The organism is Mucilaginibacter sp. R-33, from assembly GCF_049949235.1.
Taxonomy (GTDB): Bacteria; Bacteroidota; Bacteroidia; order Sphingobacteriales; family Sphingobacteriaceae; genus Mucilaginibacter.
Map to the genome: position 1 here is coordinate 5,728,554 of NZ_CP188089.1, position 26,401 is coordinate 5,754,954.

General features: G+C 42.0%; 29 protein-coding genes. 12 read left to right on the forward strand and 17 right to left on the reverse strand.

All coding sequences use genetic code 11. The features are described from left to right. Positions 1 to 2: 2 nt before the first annotated feature. From ACP26M_RS23770 to ACP26M_RS23790, 5 genes are read right to left on the reverse strand one after another with little or no spacing between them, the layout of a single operon-like run. Positions 3 to 980 carry an AAA family ATPase gene (locus tag ACP26M_RS23770; RefSeq protein WP_112657134.1) on the reverse strand — a complete coding sequence of 326 codons (978 nt, stop codon included), beginning with the start codon at positions 978 to 980 and terminating at the stop codon, positions 3 to 5. A 3-nt stretch (positions 981 to 983) separates the two neighbouring features. Beyond that, positions 984 to 2,159: a DUF4350 domain-containing protein gene (locus tag ACP26M_RS23775; protein ID WP_426583819.1), complete on the reverse strand. Its 1,176-nt coding sequence runs from the start codon at positions 2,157 to 2,159 to the stop codon at positions 984 to 986. Next, the gene (locus ACP26M_RS23780) at positions 2,156 to 2,929 is read right to left on the reverse strand and encodes a DUF4129 domain-containing protein (RefSeq protein WP_426583821.1); all 774 of its coding nucleotides are present in this window, start codon (positions 2,927 to 2,929) and stop codon (positions 2,156 to 2,158) included. Before ACP26M_RS23780 ends, ACP26M_RS23775 begins: the two co-directional genes overlap by 4 nt. A 7-nt stretch (positions 2,930 to 2,936) precedes the next feature. Beyond that, the gene (locus ACP26M_RS23785) at positions 2,937 to 3,782 is read right to left on the reverse strand and encodes a hypothetical protein (RefSeq protein WP_426583823.1); all 846 of its coding nucleotides are present in this window, start codon (positions 3,780 to 3,782) and stop codon (positions 2,937 to 2,939) included. Then, positions 3,766 to 4,740, reverse strand: coding sequence for a stage II sporulation protein M (locus tag ACP26M_RS23790; RefSeq protein ID WP_112657126.1), 975 nt, complete (start codon positions 4,738 to 4,740; stop codon positions 3,766 to 3,768). The genes ACP26M_RS23785 and ACP26M_RS23790 overlap by 17 nt, the downstream gene beginning before the upstream one ends. An 87-nt stretch (positions 4,741 to 4,827) precedes the next feature. On the opposite strand from ACP26M_RS23790, the gene ACP26M_RS23795 reads away from it, so the two are divergent. Then, positions 4,828 to 5,586: an RDD family protein gene (locus tag ACP26M_RS23795; RefSeq protein WP_426583825.1), complete on the forward strand. Its 759-nt coding sequence runs from the start codon at positions 4,828 to 4,830 to the stop codon at positions 5,584 to 5,586. 11 nt (positions 5,587 to 5,597) lie between these two features. Here the strand turns inward: ACP26M_RS23795 and ACP26M_RS23800 are convergent, their stop codons facing one another. Together ACP26M_RS23800 and ACP26M_RS23805 are read right to left on the reverse strand one after the other, a co-directional pair. Continuing rightward, positions 5,598 to 5,924 (reverse strand): DUF2752 domain-containing protein, encoded by a 327-nt coding sequence (locus ACP26M_RS23800; protein ID WP_112657122.1) that lies wholly within the window; start codon positions 5,922 to 5,924, stop codon positions 5,598 to 5,600. A gap of 5 nt (positions 5,925 to 5,929) precedes the next feature. Beyond that, positions 5,930 to 6,367, reverse strand: coding sequence for a DUF5684 domain-containing protein (locus ACP26M_RS23805; RefSeq protein ID WP_426583827.1), 438 nt, complete (start codon positions 6,365 to 6,367; stop codon positions 5,930 to 5,932). A gap of 129 nt (positions 6,368 to 6,496) precedes the next feature. Here ACP26M_RS23805 and ACP26M_RS23810 point away from each other — a divergent pair, with 129 nt between their 5' ends. Continuing rightward, entirely contained in the window at positions 6,497 to 7,924 is a 1,428-nt protein-coding gene (locus ACP26M_RS23810) for an L-serine ammonia-lyase (RefSeq protein WP_426583829.1), read from the forward strand. A gap of 4 nt (positions 7,925 to 7,928) precedes the next feature. Here ACP26M_RS23810 and ACP26M_RS23815 read toward each other — a convergent pair whose 3' ends face one another. From ACP26M_RS23815 to ACP26M_RS23835, 5 genes are all read right to left on the reverse strand, one after another. Next, positions 7,929 to 8,390, reverse strand: a complete 462-nt coding sequence (locus ACP26M_RS23815; protein ID WP_426583831.1) for an RES family NAD+ phosphorylase — start codon at positions 8,388 to 8,390, stop codon at positions 7,929 to 7,931. Then, positions 8,387 to 8,794, reverse strand: coding sequence for a type II RES/Xre toxin-antitoxin system antitoxin (gene parS / locus ACP26M_RS23820; protein WP_426583833.1), 408 nt, complete (start codon positions 8,792 to 8,794; stop codon positions 8,387 to 8,389). The genes ACP26M_RS23815 and parS overlap by 4 nt, the downstream gene beginning before the upstream one ends. Positions 8,795 to 8,861: 67 nt before the next feature. Next, positions 8,862 to 9,581: an SGNH/GDSL hydrolase family protein gene (locus ACP26M_RS23825; protein ID WP_426583835.1), complete on the reverse strand. Its 720-nt coding sequence runs from the start codon at positions 9,579 to 9,581 to the stop codon at positions 8,862 to 8,864. Beyond that, the gene (gene lipB / locus ACP26M_RS23830) at positions 9,581 to 10,339 is read right to left on the reverse strand and encodes a lipoyl(octanoyl) transferase LipB (protein WP_426583837.1); all 759 of its coding nucleotides are present in this window, start codon (positions 10,337 to 10,339) and stop codon (positions 9,581 to 9,583) included. The genes ACP26M_RS23825 and lipB overlap by 1 nt, the downstream gene beginning before the upstream one ends. Continuing rightward, positions 10,336 to 10,977 carry a 4'-phosphopantetheinyl transferase family protein gene (locus ACP26M_RS23835; RefSeq protein ID WP_426583839.1) on the reverse strand — a complete coding sequence of 214 codons (642 nt, stop codon included), beginning with the start codon at positions 10,975 to 10,977 and terminating at the stop codon, positions 10,336 to 10,338. Before ACP26M_RS23835 ends, lipB begins: the two co-directional genes overlap by 4 nt. 211 nt (positions 10,978 to 11,188) lie before the next feature. On the opposite strand from ACP26M_RS23835, the gene dcd reads away from it, so the two are divergent. Continuing rightward, entirely contained in the window at positions 11,189 to 11,725 is a 537-nt protein-coding gene (dcd, locus tag ACP26M_RS23840) for a dCTP deaminase (protein ID WP_090530796.1), read from the forward strand. Between the two features lie 159 nt (positions 11,726 to 11,884). Continuing rightward, positions 11,885 to 14,602, forward strand: coding sequence for a TonB-dependent receptor plug domain-containing protein (locus ACP26M_RS23845; RefSeq protein WP_426583842.1), 2,718 nt, complete (start codon positions 11,885 to 11,887; stop codon positions 14,600 to 14,602). A gap of 83 nt (positions 14,603 to 14,685) precedes the next feature. On the opposite strand, the gene ACP26M_RS23850 is transcribed toward ACP26M_RS23845, so the two are convergent. After that, entirely contained in the window at positions 14,686 to 15,555 is an 870-nt protein-coding gene (locus tag ACP26M_RS23850) for a hypothetical protein (protein WP_426583844.1), read from the reverse strand. Positions 15,556 to 15,654: 99 nt separating this feature from the next. On the opposite strand from ACP26M_RS23850, the gene ACP26M_RS23855 reads away from it, so the two are divergent. Both ACP26M_RS23855 and ACP26M_RS23860 read left to right on the forward strand, forming a co-directional pair. Next, positions 15,655 to 15,936: an ATP-dependent Clp protease adaptor ClpS gene (locus tag ACP26M_RS23855; RefSeq protein ID WP_090530789.1), complete on the forward strand. Its 282-nt coding sequence runs from the start codon at positions 15,655 to 15,657 to the stop codon at positions 15,934 to 15,936. Between the two features lie 19 nt (positions 15,937 to 15,955). After that, entirely contained in the window at positions 15,956 to 16,504 is a 549-nt protein-coding gene (locus ACP26M_RS23860) for a histidine phosphatase family protein (RefSeq protein ID WP_426583846.1), read from the forward strand. Positions 16,505 to 16,697: 193 nt separating this feature from the next. On the opposite strand, the gene ACP26M_RS23865 is transcribed toward ACP26M_RS23860, so the two are convergent. Continuing rightward, positions 16,698 to 17,768, reverse strand: a complete 1,071-nt coding sequence (locus ACP26M_RS23865; RefSeq protein WP_426583848.1) for a branched-chain amino acid aminotransferase — start codon at positions 17,766 to 17,768, stop codon at positions 16,698 to 16,700. A 128-nt stretch (positions 17,769 to 17,896) separates the two neighbouring features. Beyond that, the gene (locus ACP26M_RS23870; protein WP_426583850.1) at positions 17,897 to 18,850 is read right to left on the reverse strand and encodes a tryptophan 2,3-dioxygenase family protein; all 954 of its coding nucleotides are present in this window, start codon (positions 18,848 to 18,850) and stop codon (positions 17,897 to 17,899) included. A gap of 84 nt (positions 18,851 to 18,934) precedes the next feature. On the opposite strand from ACP26M_RS23870, the gene ACP26M_RS23875 reads away from it, so the two are divergent. Beyond that, complete coding sequence (locus ACP26M_RS23875; RefSeq protein WP_426583852.1) at positions 18,935 to 19,417, forward strand: universal stress protein; 483 nt, start codon at positions 18,935 to 18,937, stop codon at positions 19,415 to 19,417. Here ACP26M_RS23875 and ACP26M_RS23880 read toward each other — a convergent pair. Continuing rightward, a complete protein-coding gene (locus ACP26M_RS23880; protein ID WP_426583854.1) occupies positions 19,414 to 20,703 on the reverse strand; it encodes an HAD-IB family phosphatase in 1,290 nt (429 codons plus the stop codon). The two genes, ACP26M_RS23875 and ACP26M_RS23880, sit on opposite strands and share 4 nt — an antisense overlap. A 183-nt stretch (positions 20,704 to 20,886) precedes the next feature. On the opposite strand from ACP26M_RS23880, the gene ACP26M_RS23885 reads away from it, so the two are divergent. Together ACP26M_RS23885 and ACP26M_RS23890 are read left to right on the forward strand one after the other, a co-directional pair. Then, positions 20,887 to 21,201: a type II toxin-antitoxin system RelE/ParE family toxin gene (locus tag ACP26M_RS23885; protein WP_426583856.1), complete on the forward strand. Its 315-nt coding sequence runs from the start codon at positions 20,887 to 20,889 to the stop codon at positions 21,199 to 21,201. Positions 21,202 to 21,231: 30 nt separating this feature from the next. Beyond that, positions 21,232 to 21,525: a HigA family addiction module antitoxin gene (locus tag ACP26M_RS23890; RefSeq protein ID WP_188834316.1), complete on the forward strand. Its 294-nt coding sequence runs from the start codon at positions 21,232 to 21,234 to the stop codon at positions 21,523 to 21,525. A 7-nt stretch (positions 21,526 to 21,532) separates the two neighbouring features. Here the strand turns inward: ACP26M_RS23890 and ACP26M_RS23895 are convergent, their stop codons facing one another. After that, a complete protein-coding gene (locus ACP26M_RS23895) occupies positions 21,533 to 22,501 on the reverse strand; it encodes an NAD-dependent epimerase/dehydratase family protein (RefSeq protein ID WP_426583859.1) in 969 nt (322 codons plus the stop codon). A 166-nt stretch (positions 22,502 to 22,667) separates the two neighbouring features. Here ACP26M_RS23895 and ACP26M_RS23900 point away from each other — a divergent pair, with 166 nt between their 5' ends. The 3 genes from ACP26M_RS23900 to ACP26M_RS23910 all read left to right on the forward strand — a co-directional run bounded on the left by ACP26M_RS23900 (position 22,668) and on the right by ACP26M_RS23910 (position 26,327). Beyond that, positions 22,668 to 23,849 (forward strand): formimidoylglutamase, encoded by a 1,182-nt coding sequence (locus ACP26M_RS23900; protein WP_426583861.1) that lies wholly within the window; start codon positions 22,668 to 22,670, stop codon positions 23,847 to 23,849. A 58-nt stretch (positions 23,850 to 23,907) separates the two neighbouring features. Next, on the forward strand, positions 23,908 to 25,095 hold the full coding sequence (locus ACP26M_RS23905) for a redoxin domain-containing protein (protein WP_426583863.1): 1,188 nt from the start codon (positions 23,908 to 23,910) through the stop codon (positions 25,093 to 25,095). Positions 25,096 to 25,196: 101 nt separating this feature from the next. Continuing rightward, a complete protein-coding gene (locus tag ACP26M_RS23910; protein ID WP_426583865.1) occupies positions 25,197 to 26,327 on the forward strand; it encodes a redoxin domain-containing protein in 1,131 nt (376 codons plus the stop codon). Positions 26,328 to 26,401 lie beyond the last annotated feature (74 nt).

The window sequence follows — 26,401 nt, forward strand, 5'->3', positions numbered from 1 at the left end:
TATTAGCGGGGAACTTCTATTTTTTGTATTATTTGTGCAATCACTTCATCAGGGCTTACACCTTCCATCTCCTTATCGGGCGTAAGCATGATGCGGTGCCTTAAAACAGGCGCAGCTACATATATTATGTCTTCGGGGGTTACAAAATCACGCCCTTTAATTGCAGCAAGTGCCTTAGCCGCGTTTATAATAGCTAATGAAGCCCGGGGCGATCCGCCAAGCTGTACCGATTTACTATTGCGGCTTTCATGAATTATTTTGGCTGCAAACTCAAGCAGTTTGGGTTCAACATGTAAAGCACGTACCTGCTGCCTTACCTCGGTAATATCCACAGAAGACAATACCGCGCTGATCTGATTTAGCTGATCGGTAGTTTTTTGCTGATGTTGCTGGGTTACAATGGCTATTTCCTCTTCAAGCGTTGGATATTTGATCTCCACCTTAAATAAAAACCTATCCAGCTGCGCTTCAGGCAAACGGTAGGTGCCTTCCTGCTCAACAGGATTTTGGGTAGCCAGCACTGTAAATGGTTCTTCCATTTTATAGCTGTGCCCATCAATAGTGAGCTGGCGCTCTTCCATCACCTCAAATAATGCCGACTGCGTTTTTGCGGGCGCCCGGTTTATCTCGTCAATAAGGATAATATTGCCGAATATCGGTCCTTTCTTAAATTCAAATTCTGTTGTCTTAGGATTAAAGACCGAAGTTCCCAAAATGTCCGAAGGCATCAGATCGGGTGTGAATTGGATCCGTGAATAACGGGCGTCAATAGCTTTAGCGATAAGTTTAGCGGTAAGGGTTTTGGCAACACCAGGCACACCTTCAATAAGGATATGACCATCTGCCAGCACCCCCGCTATCAATAGGTCAATAGATTCTTGCTGGCCTACTATAATTTGGGCAAGTGTAGCCTTGATTTGTTCAACAGCAGTATGCAGCTTACCCAGATCAGTACGTTGTTCAAAAAGTTCGTTTTCCATGTTTTACCTGGATTGGATATAAAATTGTTCAATAAGTTGGTTCAGTTTAATCAACTCATGATCTGCAATGTCTTCATGAGTAGTAATAAAATTCAAAGCCGTAGTCAGGTTAGCAGCCAGCGAATGAGGAATGCCACTTTTTTTGGCGAGCATATCAGTAAACTCCTCATCAAGGTTATTGGTTCTTAACGAATACTTATCCCTGATATAGCTTAAAAGGTAAAGAGCTTTTTTATGAGCAATATCGGCATTGTCACGTTTCTCATAATATACCTGCCCAACAACGGTAACAAAATCAACAGTAGTATTTTTTAGCGGTTCAACTACTGGTATGATTCGCTGCCGGCGTTTTGCTTCATATACTATAAAAAGTGCCATGCTGAAAAAGGACAAATAAAATGCCCACCGCAAAGAAGGGTTTCGTAAAAATACACGCATGGTTGTTTCGTCTTCTGGTCGGCCCAGGGTATAATACTGGTCCCATATTAAATTACCATCATTTTTCACAACAGATAGTGCCTTTGCCGCATAATCCATGCCCCCGCTGGTCAATAAACTGTAATTGGTAAACATAAGCGGATTAGCATTCAAAAAAATATGCCCTTTTCCAATGGTATATTTTAAAAAATTGGTTTTGTGCTTTGTGTTTTTTCCGAGTACCAGAGCTTTGGCAGTGTCAATTTTGCTAAAGTACCCGGTATTCATACCCCTTTCTGCATTGTAAAGCTGCGTAGTATCTATTTTGGGATTTGAGAAGCGAATACCGAGCGCATCTTTATTTTCAAATACAACCTGGGTTTGTACTTTAAGGTCCTTTCCCAGTTCTTCACCAAAGTATGATGCGGCTATAAAAACATCATTGCCTTCATTCACAAACTTCCTCAGCTTTATATAATCGTATTCGTTGAGGTTTATCGAGCTGCAAATTATAAGATAGGTTGCGTGCTTTATTCCGTGATCATTTATAACATTATAAAGCGGCTCGCGGTATGTAGTAACATTTGCGGCAGGAAATATATCGTTGATTTGGCTGTACAAAATATAAGTACCAAAAGGGATCTTGTCATTTACATCCAGCGTTTCGTTCCAATTAATGGCTTTTGGCCGGTTATATTGCGCAACCAGGTAAATAAGCATTAAACTGCCCAATGCAATAAGGTAAACCCTTAAACTTTTCATGACAGGCTCTGTTTAAATTCCTGAAAAATGTTATTTATCCGTTGATATGATTGTCCGTCTATCGGGAAATCCCCATACCAAACATATTCAAACTGCCTGGTAACAACTGTAAATTGTTCGCGCTGGCCTGCATTAGTTAATTCGTTAATATAGGCAGTATTGGTTTTTTCAATTTTCCAGTTTATCAGGTTAAGATCACTCAATTGTTTAAGGCTGCGTAAATAAAGCAGCCTTACCGCAAGGCGGTAATTCTTGTTTGATAAAGCATCATCTATAGCTTCGTCAAAGCTTATTTCATGAATGTTTTCAACAGCTTCTGAGTAGGGAACCGATGCGCTTTTAGCCTGCTTTTTAAAAAGATGGGGGAAACTGATGCCTAACAATTTTATTATACAATAAATGATAGCAAAAGCACCCATACCCAGTATCACATATTTTATAACATTAGCAGAGCTTTTGCCCATATTGGCACTCCCGAATAACTTTTGAAACAATTCGGCAACCCAGTTCCAAAAGCTTGCCCACAAATGCCACACCCAGCTCCAAAAGTGGTCCCACCAGCTTAGGCCTTCTTTTATAACATGGTAGTTAAAGTCTTTATCATTTTTATACTTATCCATTGCCGCTTCATTAAAATGCTTCACAGGAACGTCTACAGTATCAACTTTAATAAAAGCAGGGGCGTGTAACGGAGATGCTTTACCGGCAGGTACAACATGCCCACCCATAGCGAGATTTGTTTGATGCAGGATGTTTGATGGTTTAAACATAAGCCGGTTAGTATTGCTCTGTTGAAAACTGATCAGCAGCGGGATCATTTTTACCAAATGATTTGATCCTGTTTACAAGATTGTTTGCTTCCTTATGTTCAGTTAAGCTAAAATAAACCAATGTAATTGATATAACGGGCAGCAACCACAAAAACTGGCAAGCATGCTCAATAATAGCCTCAACTATCGCATATGTGGTGTTATAATAGGTGCCTGTTAGCCATTGGCTGCCACCATAAAATATCATTGCCGGGATAAACAATGCCATTACCGTTGCTAAAACAATAATTGACATCAGTAATATAACCCCGAATGTAAACCACCAGTTCTCTTTAATGATTTTGAATGATTTTCTTATCGCAAATTCGACACTCCCGTTCTCTATAATCATTATTGGAGTAACTAACCCAAAAATGGGAGCAAGGTATACCGAAGGGAAAAAGCAAAAGAAAAACGCGATAACCAGGGCAATACTCAATAAAATCTGGGTACCCAGCACCCTGAAAAAATAATATTTAAAATAAGCCCAAACTTCAAGCGTGGTAGGTGGCTGGTTTTCCTTTTGCTGGTATACTGCCAGATAGCTTATCGCCGTTAACACTAAAGCCGAATAGTTAACCTGCTCAAAAAGGATTTTTGCTATTCCCCAAAATGAAAACGCCGAATACTCGCCCTCCTGTGTATGCTGGAAATTAGATAGTATGGTTAACAAAGTGCTGGTTAACAAAAACATACCACATATTGCAAGGTATGATTTAAATAGCGGTTTAAAATTTTGCCGTACAATAACAAAAGTATCGCTGATGATATCTCCAAACTCACGTGTTTTACTTAACTCAATATTCTCCTTCATTTGCGATTTCAACAATTTTTAAACGGTGTGACAGGTACGCAGGATAAACTACAACATACCAAATTATAAATAAAAAAGAACCTCCCAAAATCAAGCTACTGAGCCATACCGGCATTTCTGTATGGCGTGTGATGAAGCTTTCAAAAACAGCGGCGGTCACCACAATTGGCGATATTCCAAGCATAATCTTAAGTCCGTTAAGTGCGCCTTTTTTTAACGATACCATACGGCTAAACGTTTTAGGGAATAACAGGCTATTGCCAATTATAAGCCCGGCTGCACCGGCCAGAATAATAGTTGATATCTCGAGCGTACCGTGAATCCAAATCACCAAAACCGACTGTATACCCAGACCTTTGCTAATGAACAAATATTGAAAACAGCCAACCATGAGCCCGTTACGGAATAAATTGATCACCGTTCCGGCCGATAAGGTGATACCCAATACAAAAGTGATTGCGGTTACCGTGAGGTTATTCTTCGCAATCATCCAAAACATCACAAATTCATTCTGACTTTTAAAAACACCAAATGGATCGCCCTTACTGATATTTTCATTAGTCATGTTCACATAATCATCCGAAAGAACAAACCTGATGAAGGTGCGGTCATATTTGGCTGATATAATGCCAATTAAAAAAAAGGTTATGAAAAAAATAAACGAATACAATATTTGCCTTTGATACTGTTTAAATAGCAACGGTAATTCCGTTTTCCAAAAAAACACAAACCGGTTAGCTTTTTCCTTCTTGTTTTTATAAATAGATTGATGGAAGCCTGCTGCTAACCCATTCAAATACAAAGTGGTTTTTGACTTTGGGTAAAATGTTTTTGAATAGGCCAGATCGTCGGTAACGATTATGAATCGCTCGGCAAGTTCATCAGGGTCTTTTGCAGGCTCAGTTTCATAACTTTTCCATTTGGCCGAGTTCTGTTTTATAAATAATGGCTCACGCATGTGAAAGGCTCAGTAATTTTTTGTTAAAATAATAACAATATTTGATGTTGAGATATAAAGAATTAAATTGTTAATTATATTTATTGCATGCAAACAGTAAAGATACACACTTCACAAAATATTGAAATTGATTATGAAGTAGCAGGTTTAGGCGAACGCGTTTTGGCGCGTATTGTTGATATGGGCGTTTTTATGGGAATAGGATATATTTGTTACTTTATAATTATCTTCTTTTTTTTAACAACAATACAAAACTTTAAAGGCGATAGCATTCCTGCAGTATTAATAGTAATAGCTATAATATATTCGCTTGCAGCTGTTTTTTACGATCTCGTTGCCGAAGTATTTTTTAACGGCCAAACTATTGGCAAATACGCGGTAAAAATCAAGGTAGTAAGCATCAATGGTTCACGGCCATCATTTGGGCAGTTTTTGCTTCGCTGGGTATTCAGGCTTGTTGACTTTGGGATTACTTTTGGGATAGGGGCGCTGATATCTGTAGCAGTATCCGAAAAAAAACAACGCATTGGCGATATAGTTGCCGGCACAACGGTCATAAAAACCACACCCAAAGCCCAATTAGGCGACCTGGTTTTTGCTTACCAGGATGATGAATACGAACCCACATTTAGTAACGTAGCTGATTTAAGAGATTCAGACATTACGTTGATACATGAAGTAATAAGTAATTTTAAAAGTACAGGTAACAGCCAAATAGTATATGATATGGCTGTGCGTGTTAAGGAATATATTCATGCCGATATTCCGCAGGGAATGAATGAGTATGACTTTTTGTTAACTGTAATTAAAGATTACAGCCACGTGGTTGCGCGTATGGGCGTTTAAACCGGGCTTTTTTAAAGATTATATAATTTATATAAGTACGCGATCAGTATGATGTTCCCGGTTATCAGGTAAAGCGTTTTTTTTGCGATGTGCTTTTTATCAAATTTTAACCGGCCATCAAGCAATACAAAAACAAAAGTAACGAGCAGGGGAATGGTAGCAGGGTATAACTGTAAGCTATCATGCATATGACCTTTCAATAAGGCAATAACAGAACGCTGAAAGCCGCAACCCGGACAATCATAGCCGGTGAATTTCTTAAAAGGACAGGGTATTAAATGATTTTGCAGCCATTGAATGAATATCAAATGGCTGCAAAATAAATTATAACAATGCATAATAATTATGCTTGCGGATCAAAAGGTTTTTGGTAATCGCCGGAGCCAAAACGATTGTTCATATTGGCTTCTTTGGCTGATGGGCCTAAATATACGGCATCTCCAAAACCTAAAATCATAATAAAAATAGGGTGTAACAATATAAGGCCAACAGTAAAACCTTCGCTTTTGCCAAAACTTTTACTTACCAAATTAGCCACCCATATTACAAATATAAAATTGATACAAGGGCAAATCATTAAAAGGAACCACCAGATAGGTTTACCTACTATTTCACAAAGAACAATGTAGTTATAAATGGGTATCAGGACGGCCCATCCGGGTTTGCCGGCTTTCACAAATACTTTCCAGGCTGCTGCTGCTGTTAAAATAAATATAGCCAAATAAATTACAATGACTACAGTGGGAATGCTGCCCAATCCGGGCGAAGGGTAATTTTCCATTTTAAGTGTTTAAGTTGAGGTTTTTGTTTATATAACTTATTGCAAAATATAAATTTTTTTAAATAAAAATTAAAGAGAACGTATTTATTATAGAACCTGTAATTATAATTTATCCTTAATTTTGACTTGATGCAAAGAGAACAGATTTCGGTTTTTGATATGTTTAAGATAGGCATTGGCCCGTCGAGCTCGCATACGCTTGGCCCCTGGCGTGCCGCGCAGCAGTTTGTGCAGTCGCTTGAGCAACAGGGGGTACTGCCGATGGTGCAGCAGGTTAAGATCTTATTATATGGCTCATTAGCCAAAACAGGTCATGGGCACGGTACCGATATAGCTATATTATTAGGCTTAAGCGGCGATGATCCGGTTACTTTTGAGGTTGACCAGGTAACGCCTAAAATTGAACAGATCAAAAGTTCGCATCAACTGATCATCGGTGGTATTTTACCATTAAGTTTTTATGCTGAGGATGACCTGCTGTTCCTTTTTAACGAAAGCTTACCTTATCATCCAAACGCGGTAACTTTCCAGGCATTTTTAAGTACCGGAAAGGCAATTTCTGAAACATACTACTCGATAGGAGGTGGTTTTGTCGTGAAAGAAGGTGCTTCAGGGCACTCAAAAGCGGAGGTTGACCTTCCCTTCCCTATTGATACCGCAGCCGATCTGCTGCACTGGTGTATCAAAACGGGTCTTCGGATTTCGGAAGTCGTGGCCGAAAACGAACTGGCCTGGCGCAGCGAGCAGGAAACACGCACAGGCGCATTAAATATTTTCAGAGCATTAAAAGAGTGCATTTACCGGGGGTGTCATACCACCGGTCAGTTGCCCGGCGGATTAAACGTTGCAAGGCGCGCCGCAAAATTAAACGCAAGGCTCATCGGGAATAATAAATACAGCAATTATGATGAATGGGTTGCGGCCATCAGGAATACCGGCGACAGCTTTAAAAATACTTTAGATTGGGTAAGCTGTTTTGCCTTGGCTGTTAACGAAGAAAATGCCTCATTTGGCCGTGTGGTAACCGCGCCAACAAACGGCGCCGCAGGCGTTATTCCTGCAGTGCTCCAATATTATATTGCTTTTTGCGATGGCAATACCGAGCAAAAGATCGTCAACTTTTTATTTACAGCAAGCGAGATTGGAAGTATCTTTAAAAAAGGCGCTACCATATCGGCAGCTATGGGTGGCTGCCAGGCCGAAATAGGCGTATCATCGGCCATGGCTGCTGCTGCTTTGACCGAATGTATGGGCGGTACCCAGCGCCAGGTGCTCATGGCTGCCGAAATAGCCATGGAACATCACCTCGGCCTCACCTGCGATCCTATCGGCGGGTTGGTACAGGTCCCCTGCATTGAACGGAATACTATGGGGGCCATTAAGGCAATAACAGCATCTCAATTAGCGCTGCAAAGCAATCCCGAAAAAGCAAAGGTAAGCCTTGATGCCGTAGTGAAAACGATGTGGCAAACCGCGCTCGACATGAACTCGAAATACAAGGAAACAAGTGATGGCGGATTGGCAATCAACATCCCGATTAGTTTGCCCGAGTGTTAATTGCTTACTTCTTAAACAGTCTTGAATCAAATTCAAAAAATTCGGTATTAATAATTTTTACGGCTTTAAAATCGGGGTGTAGAGGGTTGAGCAGGTAGTTGAAATCGCCCGCAACAGTGGCCGATGGTACCTGGAGCGCTAAATATTTGTTGGCTTTCACAAAGCTGTCCCCAATTTGCTGTGTTGCTTTGATCAGGGGGTTACTATTCCACTTTTCGGGTAACTGAGCAGTGCCAGGCTTGAAAATCTCTGCATTATCAGGCAGCTCAATCGTCGCCATAAAATAATCAGAAGGCATAAGTCCAAGCGGTGTATGTACGGCAACTTCGAGTACAGCCAAAGCGCGTGACGAAGAGGTATAAACCACGGCGGTTCCTTTACTGTTCCAGCGCCCGCCGTTTAGTTCAGCTCCCCTGCCGCTTAAGTCTTTAATGTAAGCTTGTTTACTTAAACGATAAACGATCATGCAAGTATGCCGTGTTCAATGCGCCCCAACTCATCGCGAATCATGTTAATACCAAAAACTGTATCCAAAAGCTCTTTAGGCTTTACCCCGCCCAGGGGAATGCTTTTATAATCCATCCAGGCGTAAAACTTATTTTCATCGCCAAAAACCTCAATACCCTTTTTATAAAGTAATTCAATCATGATTATCTTTTCAGAATATATGGGATCAAAGGTTTTGTTTTCTTTTTTATAACGTTGAATTGTACGCTCGGAAAGATGAAGGTACGAAGCCCAGTCATCAATATTAAAATGGATATGATTTGATAATTTGGTAAGATAAGGAAATGATATGCCCTCCCTTACCATGAAGGTTAAATTAACCTCATCGTCTTCAAGAAATTTATATGGCTTTGGTGCGCTCATGGCCTTTATTGTAAATTGACCATAAATTTACGACAATTGTCATGTAAAAACAAATCTTATTTTCAATTTACTTCTTTATAAAAACAGCGCCTACGTCTACTTTCAATTTATCAACCCACATCCCATACATTTTACCTGATGGATGCAAACCGTCACTGGCCAGCAAGGAAAGGTCATTTGCCGCCAATTTGGAGATGCCTGTTATCTCGACATAATTAACTTTGGCATTGCCACTTATTTTACGGTTAATATCATTGAACTGATCTATCTCAGGGCCTATTACGGCATCGTTGCCATGAGCAAAAGGAGTAACGCCATAATCGGGTATAGACAGCACAAACACATGATCCCTGATACCGCCAGCAAATTTAACGGCCGTATTTAAAACCTGTTCAAACTTAATGCGATAATTTTCCTGGCTTAAGCCATCATATTGATCATTTACACCTATCAGCAGCGTGACTAAATCATAAGTATTGCTTTTGATATTGCTTTTCTGAATAGCTTCAATGAGTTGATCGGTTGTCCAGCCGGTGCGGGCAATGATGGTTGGCGTATTTACTTTGAGGCCTCGTAACTGGTTAGCCAGTTGATTAGGAAATGCCTGTTCAGGGGGCACAGACTGGCCTATGGTATATGAATCGCCGAGGGCAAGGTATGTTAGGGTATCCTGTATCACGGTAACTGGTTTTGACGGGGGATTATAGCTAACCGGCGCCGGTGTGTTTTTGCCTGCACAGGCCGATAATGTAATTGCTGTGAGTAAACTGAAAATTATTCCCTTCATTATAATATCTCCATACCAAAAAGTACGGAAATATGATGTTTAAGGATTTTTTTTACTTCATTAATATCAACCTCATACCCAAGTTCCTGCTGCATGGAGGTAACAGCCTTATCGTCAATACCGCAGGGCACTATGTTTTTAAAATAGCTCAGATCGGTATTTACGTTAAGGGCGAGGCCGTGCATAGTAACCCAGCGACTGCAGCGTACACCCATGGCGCATATTTTACGGGCTTTGTCATTATCGGCATCAAACCACACGCCGGTATAACCTTCATAGCGACCGGCCTGCAAGCCAAAATCGGCGAGGGTAAGGATCACTGCTTCTTCCAGCGTACGCAGGTACAGGTGTATATCAGTAAAAAAATTATCAAGGTCGAGTATCGGGTATGACACAATTTGCCCCGGCCCATGGTAGGTAATATCACCGCCCCTGTTTATCGGGTAATAAACAGCCTGCTTTTCTTTCAAGCCTGCCTCATCTAACAATAGATGCTCGGGCTTGCCGCTTTTACCCAGGGTATATACATGTGGGTGTTCACAAAAAACCAGGTAGTTGAAAGTTTCATCGGCTTCAATAGTATCATAAGCTACCGCAGTCCCGGTATTTTTAGCAGCGGCTTCATAAGCCGTTTCGCGGTTACGGTTGTCTATTTTAGTTTTAACCGTTTCACTAAAAAGGGTTTCCTGTTTATCCCAGGCCTGCTGGTAATCAACCAGGCCCCAATCCTGAAAAAATACTTTCTTGTTTTTCATCATTCGCCCTTTACGTAGCCTATCATATAATCTTCATATTGCAGATAGCCCACGGTATAATCAATGGTGATATCTTTTTTATTCAATTGCGCATTCACTACGCCATGATGCTCAAACTGAAAAGGCTCCAAAAAAATGTTATCGGCAAACGAAACCTCTTTTTGCCCGTTGCACTTATAAACAGCTTCCTTGGCGCACCAACAAACATATAATTGCTCAATTTTTTGCGGGCCATTTATAAATTTCAGCTCTTCCTTACGCATAAACTTGTTGGCGATACGCTCAACTTTTTGCTTAATCTGCTCTATATCAATTCCAACCTTGTAGGTTTTGCTGATCATCACAGCGGCATAATCAAACGAATGACTCAAGGAGATATGGTAAGGGAGGTTTACCAGGTAAGGCTTGCCATGCTCATCAACTTTACAGTCAATATACTCATCGGTACGGAGCATTTTACGCAACAGCACGCGGGTCCCCAGCCAGTGCAGGTGCCGCTTGCCATTGCTCAGGCTTTCTACAAAATCCTTTTCCTGCTGATCAAGTTGCAATTGGCTGTACAGGTCTGTAGCCTCCTCCTCGATACGCCAGAGTGCAAACTCGGTGTCATCATCAATACGCTGCCTGTATGCTATCGCCATAAAAGTAAAATTGCAAAATAGGTTGCAAACATATGTCAAAAAAAATTAAATAATATCAGCGCAGCTACATATTCGTAATCAGCTGAACCATATCAGGTTTATGAGTTGTTTCTGCGCTATCTGAACGCCTTTTGCCTGCCAATATTGTTTATAAAAGCCGGCGCCGATTAGGCTAATTTTCATAATTTAGCGCCAGCAATAACCTGCCTGTATGATACTATCTGATAAGCGCATCCTCGAAGAAATTGAACAAGGCCATATTATTATTGAACCATTTAACCGCGAATACCTGGGCACTAACTCGTACGACGTTCATTTGGGCAAATATTTAGCTACTTACCGTAGCCGAGTGCTTGATGCCAAAGTTCATAATGAGATAGATGGCTTTGAAATTCCGAAGGATGGTTTTGTGCTTCAGCCCAATACCCTTTACCTGGGCGTAACGATGGAGTACACCGAAACACACCGGCATGTTCCATTTTTGGAAGGCAAATCAAGCACCGGACGTTTAGGTATCGACATTCACGCAACAGCGGGTAAAGGTGATGTTGGTTTCTGCAATACCTGGACACTTGAAATTTCATGTGCCCAGCCGGTGCGCATTTACGCCGGCATGCCCATTGGCCAGCTTATTTATTTTGTAGTTGAAGGCGAGATCGAAACGCTGTACAACAGCAAAGCCAACGCCAAATACAACAATCCTACTACACGCCCTGTTGAAAGCATGATGTGGAAGAATAAGTGGTAGGTTTAAGCCACAAGTCTTAAGTCGGGAGTCTCAAGTCGGTAGCCTTAAGTACCAAGTAGAAAATATAAGTCAAACTTTTGACCAAAGACTTCGAACTTCAGACTTAATATGACTTGGTACTTTTTTTGCGTATCTTGGTAGTTCAAGATTTATCTTTCTATGAACCTAAAACGCCTATCGGTTGGAATCCTGATCACCTTAATTGCCGGTGCTACCTTAGCTTTTATAAAACCCGATGATGAACTGGTAACAAAAATCATTGCCCAGCTTGATAAATGGCGCACCGAGCATCCGCAGGAAAAAGTTTACCTGCACTTTGATAAGCCCTATTATGCCATTGGCGAGGATATCTGGTTTAAAGCCTATGTTACTATAGGCAGTGAGCATAAGCTTTCGGCTTATAGCGAAACCCTGAATGTTGACCTTATTGATGATAACGATTCGGTAAAACGCAGCCTTAAACTGCCGTTAACAGCTGGCCTGGCCGCGGGCGATTTTGCTTTGGCCGATAGTATGACTGAAGGAAATTACCGCATCCGCGCTTATACCAACTGGATGCGAAACGAAGGCGAAGCCTATTTCTTTAATAAAACCATCACTGTGGTAAATGGCATCAGCAACAAGGTTTTCACCAAAACAGCCTATACCTACAGTACCTTAAATGGTAAACAAAAGGTAACTGCCGTAATTACCTATACCGACCTGAATGGTGTAGCCTACGTTAATAAGCCGGTAAATTACGAGATTGAAATAAATGGAAAATCCATCACAAGGGGTAAAGGCATAACCGACGATAAAGGCAACCTAACAGCCGGTTTTACTACTAATCAGGCAGTTTCAATAGCATCCGGCCATATCAATACCGAAGTGAAGCTTGATGAAAAGCATACCATAGCCAAAGCCGTACCTATAAAAACGCTATCAAATAAGGTTGATGTTCAGTTTTTCCCGGAGAGCGGAAATTTAATTAATGGTGTTTTTGAAAAAGTAGCTTTTAAAGCCGTTGGCGCCGACGGGTTAGGGGTTGATATTAAAGGCTTTATTGCCGATGATCAAAACAACCAGGTTGCGCAATTGGGCGAGAGTCATTTTGGCATGGGTACTATAACCTTTGAGCCTGAAAGTGGTAAAAACTATAAAGCGCACATCACTTATGCCGATGGCTCTGAAGGTATTTTTGATTTGCCCAAAGCCGTTGATAACGGCTATGTATTAAGCGTTAACAGCATGCGCGACGATAAGGTGTTCGTATCCATCATTCCTGGTAAAAGCACCGGTAACGGCACAGCTTCATTATCGGGTTTAACGCTGATAGCGCAATCTGGCGGCGAGCTTTGTTATGCAGGCAAAAGTAAGGATGGGGCAACATCCTTTTCGGCTGCCATCCCTAAAAATAAATTCCCATCAGGCATTGTACAGTTCACGCTGTTTTCGGCAACTGGCGAACCGCTGAATGAGCGTCTTATCTTTGTTCAAAACCCCGATCAGCTTAAGCTAGCTGTTACTTCCGAAAAACAGAACTATAAACCCCGCGAAAAAGTGACCATAAACCTCAACGCTAAAAACAGTGAGGATAAGCCCGTCGTCGGCAGCTTTTCAGCATCCGTTATTGATGAATCAAAAGTTAACACTGATGAAGCAAATGAAAGTTCTATATTTTCAACACTGCTGCTCACCTCCGACCTGAAAGGGTATATTGAAAAACCGAACTATTACTTTACTAATGTAAGTAACGAAACCAAAGCCAACCTTGACGCACTGATGCTTACCCAGGGCTACCATCGCTTTGAATGGAAACAACTGCTTGCTGATAAATTTACCCCAATAGTCTTCAAGCCTGAAAAATCACTGGAGGTAACAGGACACCTTAAAACTTTTGGCGGCAAGCCTGTACCTAATGGCAAGGTTACCCTGTTTTCAACATCGGGAGGTACTTTTATTATTGATACCGTGGCTGATGCCGAAGGTAAGTTTACTTTTAAAGACCTTGTTTTTAGGGATAGTATCAAGTTTGTGATTCAGGCGCGCACTGCTAAAGACCGCAAAAATCTCGACATCACCCTTGATAATGTAACTCCGCAATCTGTTGGCCCAAATAAAAACGCACCCGATATCCAGGTCAACATCAACGATGGCGCATCGGCCTACCTTTTAAACAGTAAAAAGCTTTATGACGAGCAGGTAAAATACGGTATTGGCAACCACACTATCGTATTAAAGGAAGTAGTGATCCGCGAAAAGCGGGAAAACCCATTTAAAAACTCTTCTAACCTTAATGGACCCGGCAATGCAGATCAAACACTTACCAGCAAAAATCTGATGTACGGGGGTGGAATGCTATCCCAAATTTTACAAGGCAGATTAACCGGTGTGATTTTTCGTAACGGTACGCCTTATTCAACCCGCAGCCCGGGAACTCCCATGCAAATTGTACTTGATGGAACCTATGTAGGAAGCGATTTCCTGGATAACTTAAATGTAAATGATATTGCCACTATTGAAGTTTTACGCAGCATTGGCAATACCGCGATTTACGGATCAAGGGGAGCTGGCGGCCTGTTGATTATCACAACCAAACGCGGCGGCGAAAGTGTTTATAATAGATATGCTCCGGGCATTGTTACTTATGCCCCTAGGGGATATTATAAAGCGCGCGAGTTTTATTCGCCTAAATATGATGATCCTAAAACCAATGCCCAAATGCAGGACCTTCGCAGCACCATTTACTGGGCACCAGGCTTATTAACTGATAAGGATGGCAATACGTCCTTGAGCTTTTTTAACGCCGATGCTAAAGGTACATATCGTGTAATAATTGAAGGTATTGATGCCGACGGTAATTTAGGCAGGCAGGTTTATAGGTATAAGGTGGAGTAATATTAAGCCCTCATTCGGCAAGTCCGGAAGATTTAAGCAATGCTAATGTTTAAACCTTTCGGGCTTATTGTTGACAACCAAACTTATTTACTGCTCAAATAATACTTCTCCCAAAAATCAACGGATTTTGACATTTCGCCTGCACCGCCCGCTGCACCACGGCCCATACCGCCGCCCATGCCATTACGACCGCCTCTTCCACCACGGCCGCCACCCATGCCGCCTCCGCCCATTCCACCTCGTCCGCCGCGACCACCGCCGCCGCCAAAGCTGCCACCGTCTTGCTCGCCCCCACCTGTGCCTGCCGGTCGCTGGAAACCGTTGATCTTAAAATTAAAAGCCCACTCATTTTTAAAAGCATCGTTACCGGCGTGGAAAAAGCTTAAGGGTATGGCCGCTTCATAAACCAAATCGCCATTGGCATCGTAATTTATGGCTGTTTTAATGCCGTAGGTGTTTGATGTGGTGATCATATCGCCATCAATATCCTTAAACCCAACAACCTTAATATATCGCAGCTTAGTTATTCGCTCGCGCATCAGCTCGTCACGGTCGGCCTGGGTAATTTCGCCGTTATCATCTTTTGGCTTGGCAAACTCCGGCTTTTCATCCGGGGCTGCCAGTGGAAAAGTAAGCATAAAACTATCTTTCTTTTTCCCTTTGGGATCAATGCTTATTGTAATCCCTGCATTCAACACTTTCATTTTATCAAGCCTGTCGCTAATGCGGATAGCGGCATACAGGTAATCCTTATCATTGGCCAGCACGTAGTTCAGCTTCTTCTCTTCATTATAGTAACGCAGGCTGTCGCCCCAGTCTTTCAGGCTACCATCAATGTTAATATTAGTGGGTGGGCTCTGTAAGCTGTTTTTAGTACTTTGGGCCGCTGAATGGTGAGCTGTTAAAAGTTGTGCAGTTAATGCTAAAACAAAAGCCGGGGATGCTTTTTTCATGTGAAGTTTTTTAGGGGTTTTATGTAACATGATTTTTAAGACCATGGAACACGATTTTAACTTTTTTATTATTGTTTTTGAGTAAATTTGTAGTTACGTATGCCAACTGAAGTACAGGAAGAAACATTTACCCTCGAAGAGTTACTTGCAGGACTTAAAGAGATGCATCGTTTAATACTCTGGAACGATGATTTTAACACTTTTGACCACGTGATCCACTGCATGATGAAATACCTGGATTACTCTGAACCCCAAGCCGAAAAGATAGCATGGAAAGTACATAACGAAGGCAAATGCGCCGTACTGGAAGGCTCCTTTACCGAAATGGAGATCTACCGGAAGATCCTTCAGCAGGAAGGGTTAACAGTTTCAGTAGAATAAAACACTAAAAACAACCGACATGTTAAAAAGATCATTTTTATTTTTTTTATTAGTCGGTTGGGCAAGCCTGACCGCCTGCGGCCAGGGCAAAAACCTGAAACTGGTAATCATCCGCCATGCCGAAAAGCCCGATGTTGGGGATAACCTTTCGTGTGCCGGATTTAACCGCTCGCTTAAACTACCCGAAGTTTTAAAAGCCAAATTTGGCCTGCCCGATCATATTTATGTGCCGGCAATGCACCTGGGTAAATCAACCGCGAGGGTGCGCATGTTCCAAACCATCTCGCCGTTTGCTGCAAAATATAACCTTTCTATCAATAGTAATTTTGAAGAAGAGGATGATAACGGCGTTGCTAAAGAGCTTACCTCAAAAAAAGGCACCATCCTTATTGTATGGGAACATAATCAAATTAAACCTTTACTGAAAGCTTTAGGTATGAAAGTTAAAGACCTGGAATGGCCCGATAGTGATTTCGACAGCATCTGGATAGTGACTTTCAAAAAAGGCAAACCGTCGTTAACGATGGATAGAGAAGGGATTACACCGGCTTCGGGGTGTAGTTTTTAAATTAAATAAGCGTCATTGCGAGGTACGAAGCAATCCCCAACAAGCAGGTCCACCCTGTATAGTTCGCGATTGCTTCGTACCTCGCAATGACGTGAAAGGGATGCCCCTGCCGACATTCAGTCTACACATATAGCATAAAACGAAAAACGCCCCGGATTTTCCGGGGCGTTTTTCGTTCTTATCTTGGGAATGCTTATGCGCTAACCAGGTAGTTCCAGCCGTGGGTATCCGGAACATTACCATATTTAATGGCATCCAGTGTATCAAATACTTTGTTCGAAAATTCGCGTGTTTTCGGATCGCTCAGGAAATACTCCTGACCTTCGTAGCTGATTGAAGCTACAGGAGCTATAGTTGCGGCAGTACCGGCACCAAAGGCATCGGTAAGTTTGCCATTTTTAGCACCTTCAACAATCTCGGCTACAGAAACTTTGCGTTCTTCAACAGTGATACCCCACTCTTTGGCTAAGGCTATAACGGTATCGCGGGTTACACCATCTAATATTGTGTCTTTTGCTTCGGCCGTGATCAGTTTACCATCCAGCAGGAACATCGCGTTAGCAGCGCCCATTTCTTCAATAAACTTATGCTCTTTGGCATCAGTCCAGATCAGTTGATCAAAACCTTCTTCGGTTGCTTTGCGGGCCGGCAGCATGGAGCTTCCGTAGTTACCGGCAGCTTTGGCATAACCCATACCGCCTTCGGCAGCGCGGGTGTAGTGTGTTTCAATTTTAACACGCAATGGTTTTGAAAAGTACGGGCCAACAGGGCCAATCAATACCATATATTTATAAGTTGAAGATGGTGTTACCCCCAGGTACGGATCAGTAGCGAACATGAACGGGCGGATATACAAAGCATGGTTTGGCTTTGAAGGAACCCAATCGCGGTCAAGGTCAACCAGAGTAGCTATACTTTGCAAAAAAATCTCTTCGGGTAAAGTAGGCATGCAAAGGCGCTCGGCCGATTTATTAAAACGGATGGCATTTTTATCCGGGCGGAAAACGGTAATTTTTCCATCAGCATGTTTATAGGCTTTCAGTCCTTCAAAAAACGCTTGTCCGTAATGAAGTGCTGAAATTGCAGGGCTTAGACCAATTTCGCCGTAGGGAATGACCGAGAGATTTTTCCATTCACCGTCCGCGTAATCGGCCACAAACATGTGGTCAGAAAAAGTTTTTCCAAAAGGTAAGTTGTCAAAGTCCGTTTGCTGCAAACGGGAAGCAGGTGTCCTGCTGATCTTGATGTCTAATGTCTCGGTCATGGCATTAAAAATTAATAAATTATAGAAAATGGCAAGTTAGGCATTTTTATGGCCTACGCCAAAAATTTGCATAGTTAAATGGTGATTATCACATATAAAACATTATTTTGACAATATGATTGCGAAGCTTAAATACTACTCAGCACGTCATCAACCCAAGCCTTACCCCAGTTCTCTTTTTCCTCTTCGCTCCATACCCAGGGATAAAAGATTCGCTTTTGAAAGCGCGGCGGCAGGTACTTTTGCCAGTTAGTGCCGCCTGTTGCCTTAATATCCTCCGGCTCACGATTAAGGTAACGCACCGCCGATTTATAATGTGAAAGCGGCCAGTTTACGTTGACATTGATATCCAGTTGACGCAATTCGTTACGCAATTCAGGAGTCAGTTGTGATGACGAATCAAATTGTTTAGCCAGCGTATTAAAGTTATGCTTAACAGCGGCCTTGCCCAGTTCAATAAATGTTTTTGAATATTTTTTCTCGAACTGTTTAAGCGTCAAAGTCTTTTTTCCGGTGGAAAGTTCGGTAGCTCCAAACTTCCAGTACAGGTATTCAAATTGTGCTTCAATAGTTGCATGTTGCAGTTCCTCACGTTTATCTTTAGCAACCAGGTTTATAAAATCCGTAGCGTAGATCTCAATCATGCGGTACTGTCCCGATTGAAAACCGCTTGCCGGCAGCAACGACATCCTGAATTTCAGAAACTGCTCTTTCTCCATGCCATCAACCATGATCTCGAACGAGTGGGTTAAGGCACGAAAATATCTGTTGATCCTTTTTAACCGCGCTGTAAAAAACTCGGCTGTCAGCGGCGCTGCTTCAGCAATTTGCCTGCACTCATGCAGGGCAAGCTTAAAATATAATTCAGTGATCTGATGATAAATGATAAAGATCTCCTCGTCGGGAAAAGGGGTTTTAGGGTTTTGTAAGCTCAACAGGGTATCCAGGTGGATATAATCCCAATAGGTTAAAAAATCGGCATAAAGCAGGCCATCAAGGTATGAGTTCATATCCTGGCCCATAGCTTCGTACTTTTCCTGCAGTTGATTTAACCGGTCTTCAATTTCGGGAGAGAAATGCATACTTCAAAGGTAATAAAATAGTGTACTGCTAAAACATATCCGTATTAGGTTGTTATAATGGATACAAGCCTTATAAATATTATTATGAAGATCAGGAAGATACTCATCGGTATTGATGAAAGCGAATTTTCACGTTATGCAGCGGCCTACGCTTTTGATATAGCCCATACCTATAATGCCGAAGTTGGTTTGGTACACATAGTTGAACCTATTATTGTGCCCACTGATACCCAGGACGGTTTATTAGGAGGGATGCCATATGATCCTAATATAAATCTGCCAGGCACAGAATTAGAAACATTGCAAACCGAGCGCTCTGCCGCATTGCTGGATCAGACGGCAAAAGAATGGGGCGAGGGACTGGAAATAGCTCAATTTACCCAGTACGGTTCTACAGCTGAAGGTATTATTGAATGCAGCCAGGAGTTTAATGCCGACCTGATAGTTTTAGGTACCCACCGTCGTACCGGTATCGATAAATTCTTTTTAGGAAACGTTGCCGAGCAGGTGGTCAACAAATCATTGATCCCTGTATTGGTTGTGCCTTATAATGAAGAGAAAAATTAATATAAAAGCCTGAACTTAATGGTATGCTCAATCGCTTTTAACTCGTTCAATACTTCAGTATCATAGCCTGTATTAACATCGGTGATTACATAACCTATTTGCGGGTTGGTAACCAGGAACTCACCCACAATGTTAATATTATGGCGGGCAAATACATCATTAATTTTAGCCAGTATCCCTGGTACGTTTTTATGGATGTGAATTAAACGGTGGGCATTGTTAACACGCGGCGGCTGCAGATCGGGAAAATTACAGCTGGTATGTGTTTTACCTTCATTCATGAAAGCCATTACCCTTTTTGGCAAAAAGTCATTACTGTGTGGGTTATGTCTTGGGTCGTCAAATATAATAATTCCGTTTTCGGCAGCGGCATCGGCCAGCTTGCGGTTACATTTGCCAAAAATACCAATCACCTTTAACCTGCCTGCATTTTGAACTTGTTCGGCACTTGGCTGATGTTCTTCGTCACAAAATAACACACCGGCTTCCTCAAGATATTTTTCTTCAACATCGTCGCGGTGGCGCATGTTGTAACCCTCTTTTTTAAGCTGGTCTAAGGCATCCTCATCCACGTTGCCCACAACCAAACATTTAATACGGTTTTTAGGGTAGGAGATGGCACGCGGCAGTTTATTCAGATAGAGGAACTCGTCAAAGCTTGGGGTAATATGGTCGGCCTTTTCAGCTACTGATTTACGTTCGATGTTTTCGGTAAAAGCGAAAAACTTTTTGATCATGCCCGATTCCTTTAACTGGAAATCAGAATAACCATCACCGATACCATAAATATCGCCCGGTAACTGAAGCTCTTTCAGCAGCTTTACCTTACCGCCCTCCTGCGAAAGCGGATTTTCGCGGTCGTAACCTATAATATTGCCTTCTTCGTCAAACACAAAAGTGTTGGCGTAGATATTTTCTCTTTTAATATGATATTCGGTAACTACCGGCGTAATGAACTCTTTGAACCCACCGGATACGATCAACACCTCGTCCTGGTGATTTTTAAAGAAGATAGTATTTCGCGAAAAAGAAGTAGAAACTTTCTTTTTAAGATGGCTGATCAGTTGCTTTAAATGATCGCGATTGGCATTGAGCAATTTCACCCTGCGTTCTAAACTTTCGGTAAACGATAGCTTACCTTCCATTGATGCATTGGTCAAATCTTCTATCTGTTTGTAGATATCTTCGCGGTCGGGGCGATTTTTTAGAGAGATCCGGGCCAGTTCATCAAGGGCCTCAACCTGTGTAAAGGTGCTATCGAAATCAATAATAAAGTACTGTTCCATCTTGGCTGCAAAGGTGCGAAAAAATTTGCTGAGGAAGTATAGAGAGTTTGTAGTTTAAATAAAAATAACCTTTTTTTGGTAATTTTATTTTTTTGTATATATTTGATTTAATTAACATTTCCCATAACCTATTAATCTCAAAATGAAATATCTAAAATCATTCACACTAAATAAGCCTTAATAATGCAGGTAATTATTGAAGATCACTTTCTGGGCGAAGTGGCCAATTACAATAAAGTTGCCGGAAAATCACCTTTTCCGGACGAAGTGATCAAAGCTTTTAGAAAACGATTGTATCAAATCAAACAGGCAAAAAGCACTGCTGATTTGAGGATGATTAAAAGTTTACACTTTGAAAAACTAAAAGGAAAGAAATATGAAGGAAAGTATTCAATACGATTGAATATATCTTACCGTTTAATATTTCGGATTGAAAACAACGAGATCAGCAGGTTAGAGATTATTTGCATTGAAGAGATCAACAACCACTACTCATAAAACTCGGGCCAGGAGCCCTTTATACTTACTATGAATAATCAGGTATTAGATCATAATGGTAAGGAAATTGAAATAGAAGCATTTCATCCGGGCGAATTTTTGCAGGAAGAAATTGAAGAAAGGGCAATCCTTAAAAAGGATGTAGCTAAAGCCCTCCATATTTTGCCGCACCATTTAAGTGAAATTTTTGCGGGCAAAAGAAATATTTCTGCAAAGCTCGCCGTAAGGCTTGAAAAGTTTTTAGGGATCAGTTCCCATTACTGGTTAGGATTGCAAATGGAATATGATTTATTTATTGCCAGAGCAGAAGAGTTATCGGTTTAACCTCTTATTATTTTAACGCCTCACAAATTTCCCCTACCGTCTTACTGATGGGCTTAAATTCAAAGCCTATCGCCTTTTTAATTTTTGAATTATCAAACTCGCGGGTTAATGAAGCTGTTTGTGCCGATGTTTTATCTATAGCCGGAACACCACCGGTTATAGCCGAAACAAAAGCGGCTCCGCGCCAGGCCAGTTCCATCATCCAGGGTTTAGCAAAAATAGCGGGCGGCTTGATGCCGAAACCTTTTGCTATCTCGGTAACCATACCTTTGTAGTCCCGGTTTTCGGCGCTGATGATATAACGCTCGGCCGTAATATTGCTGTGCATTAAACCTACCATGCATTTGGCAACATCTTCTACATCAACAAAACCTATAGTGCCCGAGGTATAAAATTTAAGCCCCTTACGTACCGTGTTGAATAAGGCGCCGCTGCCCTGGATACCGGCACTCGCGCCAATTATCAGCGAGGGGTTAACGATAACAGCGTCCAAACCTTCGGCAATGCCCCGCCAAACTTCCATTTCGCTTTCCAATTTGGATATGGCATAGCCATCATTTTCTGTTGATTGCTCCAGGTGATGGTTTTCGGTAATTAACTCTCCGGGTTTGGCTGCGCCAATAGCAGCAATTGAGCTTACATGCACCATCCTTATGCCACGGTCGTTGCAAAGGTTAACCAAATTGGCAGTCCCGGTAACATTGGTGTTGATCATCGACTTTTTATCCGCCTGCTTTAATGATACCCAGGCGGCACAATGGTAAACTTGGGTAACGCCATCAAGAGCATCGGCTAATGCAAAAATATCCATTATATCGGCGTCAACCCAGTCGATGTTTTCCTGGTATGGCAACAGTAACTTTGGAATAACTGAACTTGCCCTTTTGGTGCAGCGGATTCGCTGCCCGTTAGTGGTAACCAATAGTTTTGCCAGTTCGGCCCCGAGAAAACCAGTTGCGCCAGTTATTAAGATCATGATGCAAATGTGATTATTTTTTAGCTCAAAGCAGAAAGCCTGAGGCCGAAAGCTTTCTTTTTTAAACTTAAGCAACATGGTAAGAAAAGCTTTCTGCTTTTAGCCTTAAGCTTTAGGCTAAAAAATCTGCACATTTGTACATCTGAAATCTGCACATTAAATAATTATGTCATTAGCTGATTTTTTTACGCCGATTGATCTTAAAAAGATAGCTCCTAAAAAAGGCTATTATACCAGCCAGCTTGGCGATAAAATTGTGCATTATTCTGTCGATTTTCCAGATCTGGAAGAGAAAACGGATATCGCTATTATTGGTGTTATGGATGATCGCAATGCAACCGGCAATCCCGGCTGCTCGCTTGCTCCCGATTATATCCGCGAAAAACTTTACCAGCTAAATGAAGGCGGTTACTCTGTAAAAATCGCTGATCTCGGAAACATCCGTGCCGGCGAAAAAGTAACCGACACCTATTTTGCCGTTAAAACTGTAGTAGCCGAACTGATCAAAAAAGACATCATCCCCGTTATTTTAGGCGGGGGGCAGGATCTTACTTACGCCCAGTACCTAGGTTATGAGGAGCTTGAACAGAAGGTTGACCTGGTGGTGATCGACTCACATTTTGACCTGGATGAAGATGATCACGGCGGCAGTATCGAAACAACTTCCGGCTCTTATCTCAACAAAATATTCCTGCATGATCCAAATTACCTGTTTAACTTCAGCAACCTTGGCTACCAAACCTATTTTGTAAGCCAGGACAGCCTGCGGGTAATGGATAAGCTCTATTTTGATGTACACCGCTTAGGCGAACTAAGCGGCAATATTGCTGTTACCGAACCTGCTATCCGCAATGCCAGCATGGTAAGTTTCGATATCGGCGCAATTCGCGCTGCCGATGCCATGGGGAATGCCAATGCCACACCAAATGGTTTTTATGGTGAAGAAGCCTGCCAGCTCTGCCGTTACGCTGGCTTTAATGATAAACTTACCTCGATAGGTTTTTATGAATTTAACCCGGCTTATGACAGTAACGGACAAACTGCCTGGCAACTGGCCCAAATGATCTGGTATTTTATTGACGGTTTTTATAACCGTAAGCGCGATTTTCCGCTTAACCCTAAATCACAATACCTTATTTATAAAACCAGCTTAACCCACGACGACCAGGAAGTAATATTTGTAAAAAGCAAAAAGTCCGACCGGTGGTGGATGCAGGTGCCTTATCCTTCGGCAGGTTCGCCTAATGAGCGTTTTCATTTGGTGCCCTGCAGCTATGCCGACTATAAAACGGCAACATCAGGCGAATTGCCGGACCTTTGGTGGCGCACATATCAAAAATTAAACTGATATTCACAATTTTAACCCTTGCTCAAACGTTAGCAGCGTAGAGTTTTTATATATTTTAATGAAGAAATTATTTTTTTACATAGCCGCCATGCTGCCGGCAACGGCGCTTGCACAGGCTACAGATACCTTTGTTATTAATGGTAAATTAGGCAATGTCACCACACCTGCCAAAGTATATTTATCGTACCAACTGGGTGCTAATAATGTTACCGATTCGGCCAATGTGGTTAACGGGGCATTTTCATTTACCGGCACTATCTTTAACCCCGTTAATGCCACATTAGCGGTTAACTACAAGGGCTTACCCCTCGAAAAATTTATCGACGGCAACTATAAATATGCTGATAACGGCAGCCTGATTTCAAAGACGGCAGACGACATAGATTTTTTCCTGGAAAAAGGTACCATCACCATCACCAGCAAAGATTCGATAGATAAAGCGCAGATCACAGGGTCGCAACTTAATACAGATAATGTAAAACTCCAGGCACAGTTAAAAGCCATCATTAAAAAAGGCGAAAAGCTAATGGCTGAGGCCAAGGCTGCAACGCCGGAGCAGCAAAAATCGGCAGCTTTCAGGAGTGCCATGCAGGCAAGGTATAAAGCCCTGCAAACAGAGCAAAAGACAACTTTAAAAAGCTTTATTGCAGCCAACCCCGATAGTTATTTAAGTTTACTTGCACTAACCTCGGTAAGCGGTCCTGCTCCCGACCTTAGCGAGGTTGAGCCATTATACAATTCGTTATCTCAAAAAATCAAAGATACCGAAGCCGGTAAAATGATGAAGGTGCAGCTCGACGCCCTAAAAGTTACGGCTATCGGCTCCGAAGCTCCTGATTTTATACAAAACGACGTTAACGGAACTCCTGTAAAGCTATCGTCGTTCAGGGGCAAGTATGTATTACTTGATTTTTGGGCATCATGGTGCGGTCCCTGTCGTCAGGAAAACCCGAACGTGGTACGTAACTATGCAAGGTTCAAAAACAAAAACTTTACCGTAGTTGGGGTTTCGTTGGATAGGCCCGACGGCAAATCGGCGTGGCTTGCTGCCATTAAAAGCGACGGATTGGAATGGACGCAATTATCTGATCTTAAATTCTGGAACAACCAGGCTGCGGCTTTGTACTCGGTAACATCTATCCCTCAAAACTTCCTGATCGATCCGCAGGGAAAAATCATTGCAAAAAACCTCCGTGGCGAAGATCTTGATGCCAAACTGGAACAGTTATTTGGAAAATATAATTAATTGATACTAAGGCCCTGCCTGGGCGATATTAATTAATATGTCATATTCACCGTTGAATTAGCCGGATATTTAATACCCGGCTAATTTTATTATATTGCGATATGAACTTGACCTCAATTAAAAAAATAGCTTTAACAGCAATTGCAAGCGCCCCTGCTTTAGCTTTTGCCCAGGATGCCCAATATACTGTGCAAGGTAAAATTGGCGCCTATAACGCACCGGCGAAAGTCTATGTGCAATATCGTAAAGATGGAAAAACGGTTGTCGATTCGGCAGTATTGAACGAAGGAGCCTTTAAATTTACCGGTAAAACAAGCACAACAACACCTGTAAGCGGTTATATTTTGTTTAACCCCAAAGGTACCGGTCTGCATAGCTCAGAAGATTATCGTTCCATTTACCTTGAACCAGGTACCATCAACGTAAGCGCAACTGATAAAATTGCTGATGCCAAAATAGAAGGCACCAAAACCAATAACGATAACGAAAAATATAACCTGGCCGAAAAACCGATTAATGATGCCTATGAGGCGCTTTCGGCAAAACGTAAAACCGCCACGCCGGACCAACTTGCCGAACTAAATGCTGAGGAAAAAAAGATCGACGACCAGGATGCGCAGGTCAATAAAAAGTTTATCCAGGAAAACCCCGATTCATATGTAAGCCTGAACGCGCTTGAATCATATGCCTACAGTGCCGATTACGTAGATATTGCCCCATTGTTCAACAGCTTCAGTCCTGCTATTAAAGCAACGGAAGCAGGTAAGAAATTTGCCGAACGCCTGCCAAAATTAAAAGCTGTGGCATTAGGTGCAACCGCACCCGAATTTGCCGAAGCTGATACTGCCGGTAAAATGGTTAGCCTGTCATCATTTCGTGGTAAATATGTCCTGATAGATTTCTGGGCATCATGGTGTGGCCCTTGTCGTCGTGAAAACCCTAATGTGGTAAAGGCTTACAACGCTTATAAAGGCAAAAACTTCACCATACTTGGCGTGTCGCTTGACAGGCCGAACGCGAAAGATAAATGGCTGGCAGCTATCCACAAAGATGGTCTTACCTGGAACCATGTATCCGATCTTAAATTTTGGGACAGCAAAGCAGCCGATCTGTATGCGGTACGCGGAATCCCTCAAAACTTTTTATTAGATCCTAACGGAAAGATCATCGGTAAAAACCTAAGGGGCGAAGATCTGCAAAACAAGCTTGCCGAGATCTTTGGGAAAATTTAATAATACCAAATCATTGATCAAAGGAAAGAGGCTAATAGCCGCTTTCCTTTGATTTTTGCACCAATCAGTTGAGA

Bases quoted from the DNA above. Each gene is read 5' to 3' on its own strand.
- ACP26M_RS23770 (WP_112657134.1), bottom strand. From the start codon at position 980: ATGGAAAACGAACTTTTTGAACAACGTACTGATCTGGGTAAGCTGCAT.
- ACP26M_RS23775 (WP_426583819.1), bottom strand. From the start codon at position 2,159: ATGAAAAGTTTAAGGGTTTACCTTATTGCATTGGGCAGTTTAATGCTT.
- ACP26M_RS23780 (WP_426583821.1), bottom strand. From the start codon at position 2,929: ATGTTTAAACCATCAAACATCCTGCATCAAACAAATCTCGCTATGGGT.
- ACP26M_RS23785 (WP_426583823.1), bottom strand. From the start codon at position 3,782: ATGAAGGAGAATATTGAGTTAAGTAAAACACGTGAGTTTGGAGATATC.
- ACP26M_RS23790 (WP_112657126.1), bottom strand. From the start codon at position 4,740: ATGCGTGAGCCATTATTTATAAAACAGAACTCGGCCAAATGGAAAAGT.
- ACP26M_RS23795 (WP_426583825.1), top strand. From the start codon at position 4,828: ATGCAAACAGTAAAGATACACACTTCACAAAATATTGAAATTGATTAT.
- ACP26M_RS23800 (WP_112657122.1), bottom strand. From the start codon at position 5,924: ATGCATTGTTATAATTTATTTTGCAGCCATTTGATATTCATTCAATGG.
- ACP26M_RS23805 (WP_426583827.1), bottom strand. From the start codon at position 6,367: ATGGAAAATTACCCTTCGCCCGGATTGGGCAGCATTCCCACTGTAGTC.
- ACP26M_RS23810 (WP_426583829.1), top strand. From the start codon at position 6,497: ATGCAAAGAGAACAGATTTCGGTTTTTGATATGTTTAAGATAGGCATT.
- ACP26M_RS23815 (WP_426583831.1), bottom strand. From the start codon at position 8,390: ATGATCGTTTATCGTTTAAGTAAACAAGCTTACATTAAAGACTTAAGC.
- parS (WP_426583833.1), bottom strand. From the start codon at position 8,794: ATGAGCGCACCAAAGCCATATAAATTTCTTGAAGACGATGAGGTTAAT.
- ACP26M_RS23825 (WP_426583835.1), bottom strand. From the start codon at position 9,581: ATGAAGGGAATAATTTTCAGTTTACTCACAGCAATTACATTATCGGCC.
- lipB (WP_426583837.1), bottom strand. From the start codon at position 10,339: ATGATGAAAAACAAGAAAGTATTTTTTCAGGATTGGGGCCTGGTTGAT.
- ACP26M_RS23835 (WP_426583839.1), bottom strand. From the start codon at position 10,977: ATGGCGATAGCATACAGGCAGCGTATTGATGATGACACCGAGTTTGCA.
- dcd (WP_090530796.1), top strand. From the start codon at position 11,189: ATGATACTATCTGATAAGCGCATCCTCGAAGAAATTGAACAAGGCCAT.
- ACP26M_RS23845 (WP_426583842.1), top strand. From the start codon at position 11,885: ATGAACCTAAAACGCCTATCGGTTGGAATCCTGATCACCTTAATTGCC.
- ACP26M_RS23850 (WP_426583844.1), bottom strand. From the start codon at position 15,555: ATGAAAAAAGCATCCCCGGCTTTTGTTTTAGCATTAACTGCACAACTT.
- ACP26M_RS23855 (WP_090530789.1), top strand. From the start codon at position 15,655: ATGCCAACTGAAGTACAGGAAGAAACATTTACCCTCGAAGAGTTACTT.
- ACP26M_RS23860 (WP_426583846.1), top strand. From the start codon at position 15,956: ATGTTAAAAAGATCATTTTTATTTTTTTTATTAGTCGGTTGGGCAAGC.
- ACP26M_RS23865 (WP_426583848.1), bottom strand. From the start codon at position 17,768: ATGACCGAGACATTAGACATCAAGATCAGCAGGACACCTGCTTCCCGT.
- ACP26M_RS23870 (WP_426583850.1), bottom strand. From the start codon at position 18,850: ATGCATTTCTCTCCCGAAATTGAAGACCGGTTAAATCAACTGCAGGAA.
- ACP26M_RS23875 (WP_426583852.1), top strand. From the start codon at position 18,935: ATGAAGATCAGGAAGATACTCATCGGTATTGATGAAAGCGAATTTTCA.
- ACP26M_RS23880 (WP_426583854.1), bottom strand. From the start codon at position 20,703: ATGGAACAGTACTTTATTATTGATTTCGATAGCACCTTTACACAGGTT.
- ACP26M_RS23885 (WP_426583856.1), top strand. From the start codon at position 20,887: ATGCAGGTAATTATTGAAGATCACTTTCTGGGCGAAGTGGCCAATTAC.
- ACP26M_RS23890 (WP_188834316.1), top strand. From the start codon at position 21,232: ATGAATAATCAGGTATTAGATCATAATGGTAAGGAAATTGAAATAGAA.
- ACP26M_RS23895 (WP_426583859.1), bottom strand. From the start codon at position 22,501: ATGATCTTAATAACTGGCGCAACTGGTTTTCTCGGGGCCGAACTGGCA.
- ACP26M_RS23900 (WP_426583861.1), top strand. From the start codon at position 22,668: ATGTCATTAGCTGATTTTTTTACGCCGATTGATCTTAAAAAGATAGCT.
- ACP26M_RS23905 (WP_426583863.1), top strand. From the start codon at position 23,908: ATGAAGAAATTATTTTTTTACATAGCCGCCATGCTGCCGGCAACGGCG.
- ACP26M_RS23910 (WP_426583865.1), top strand. From the start codon at position 25,197: ATGAACTTGACCTCAATTAAAAAAATAGCTTTAACAGCAATTGCAAGC.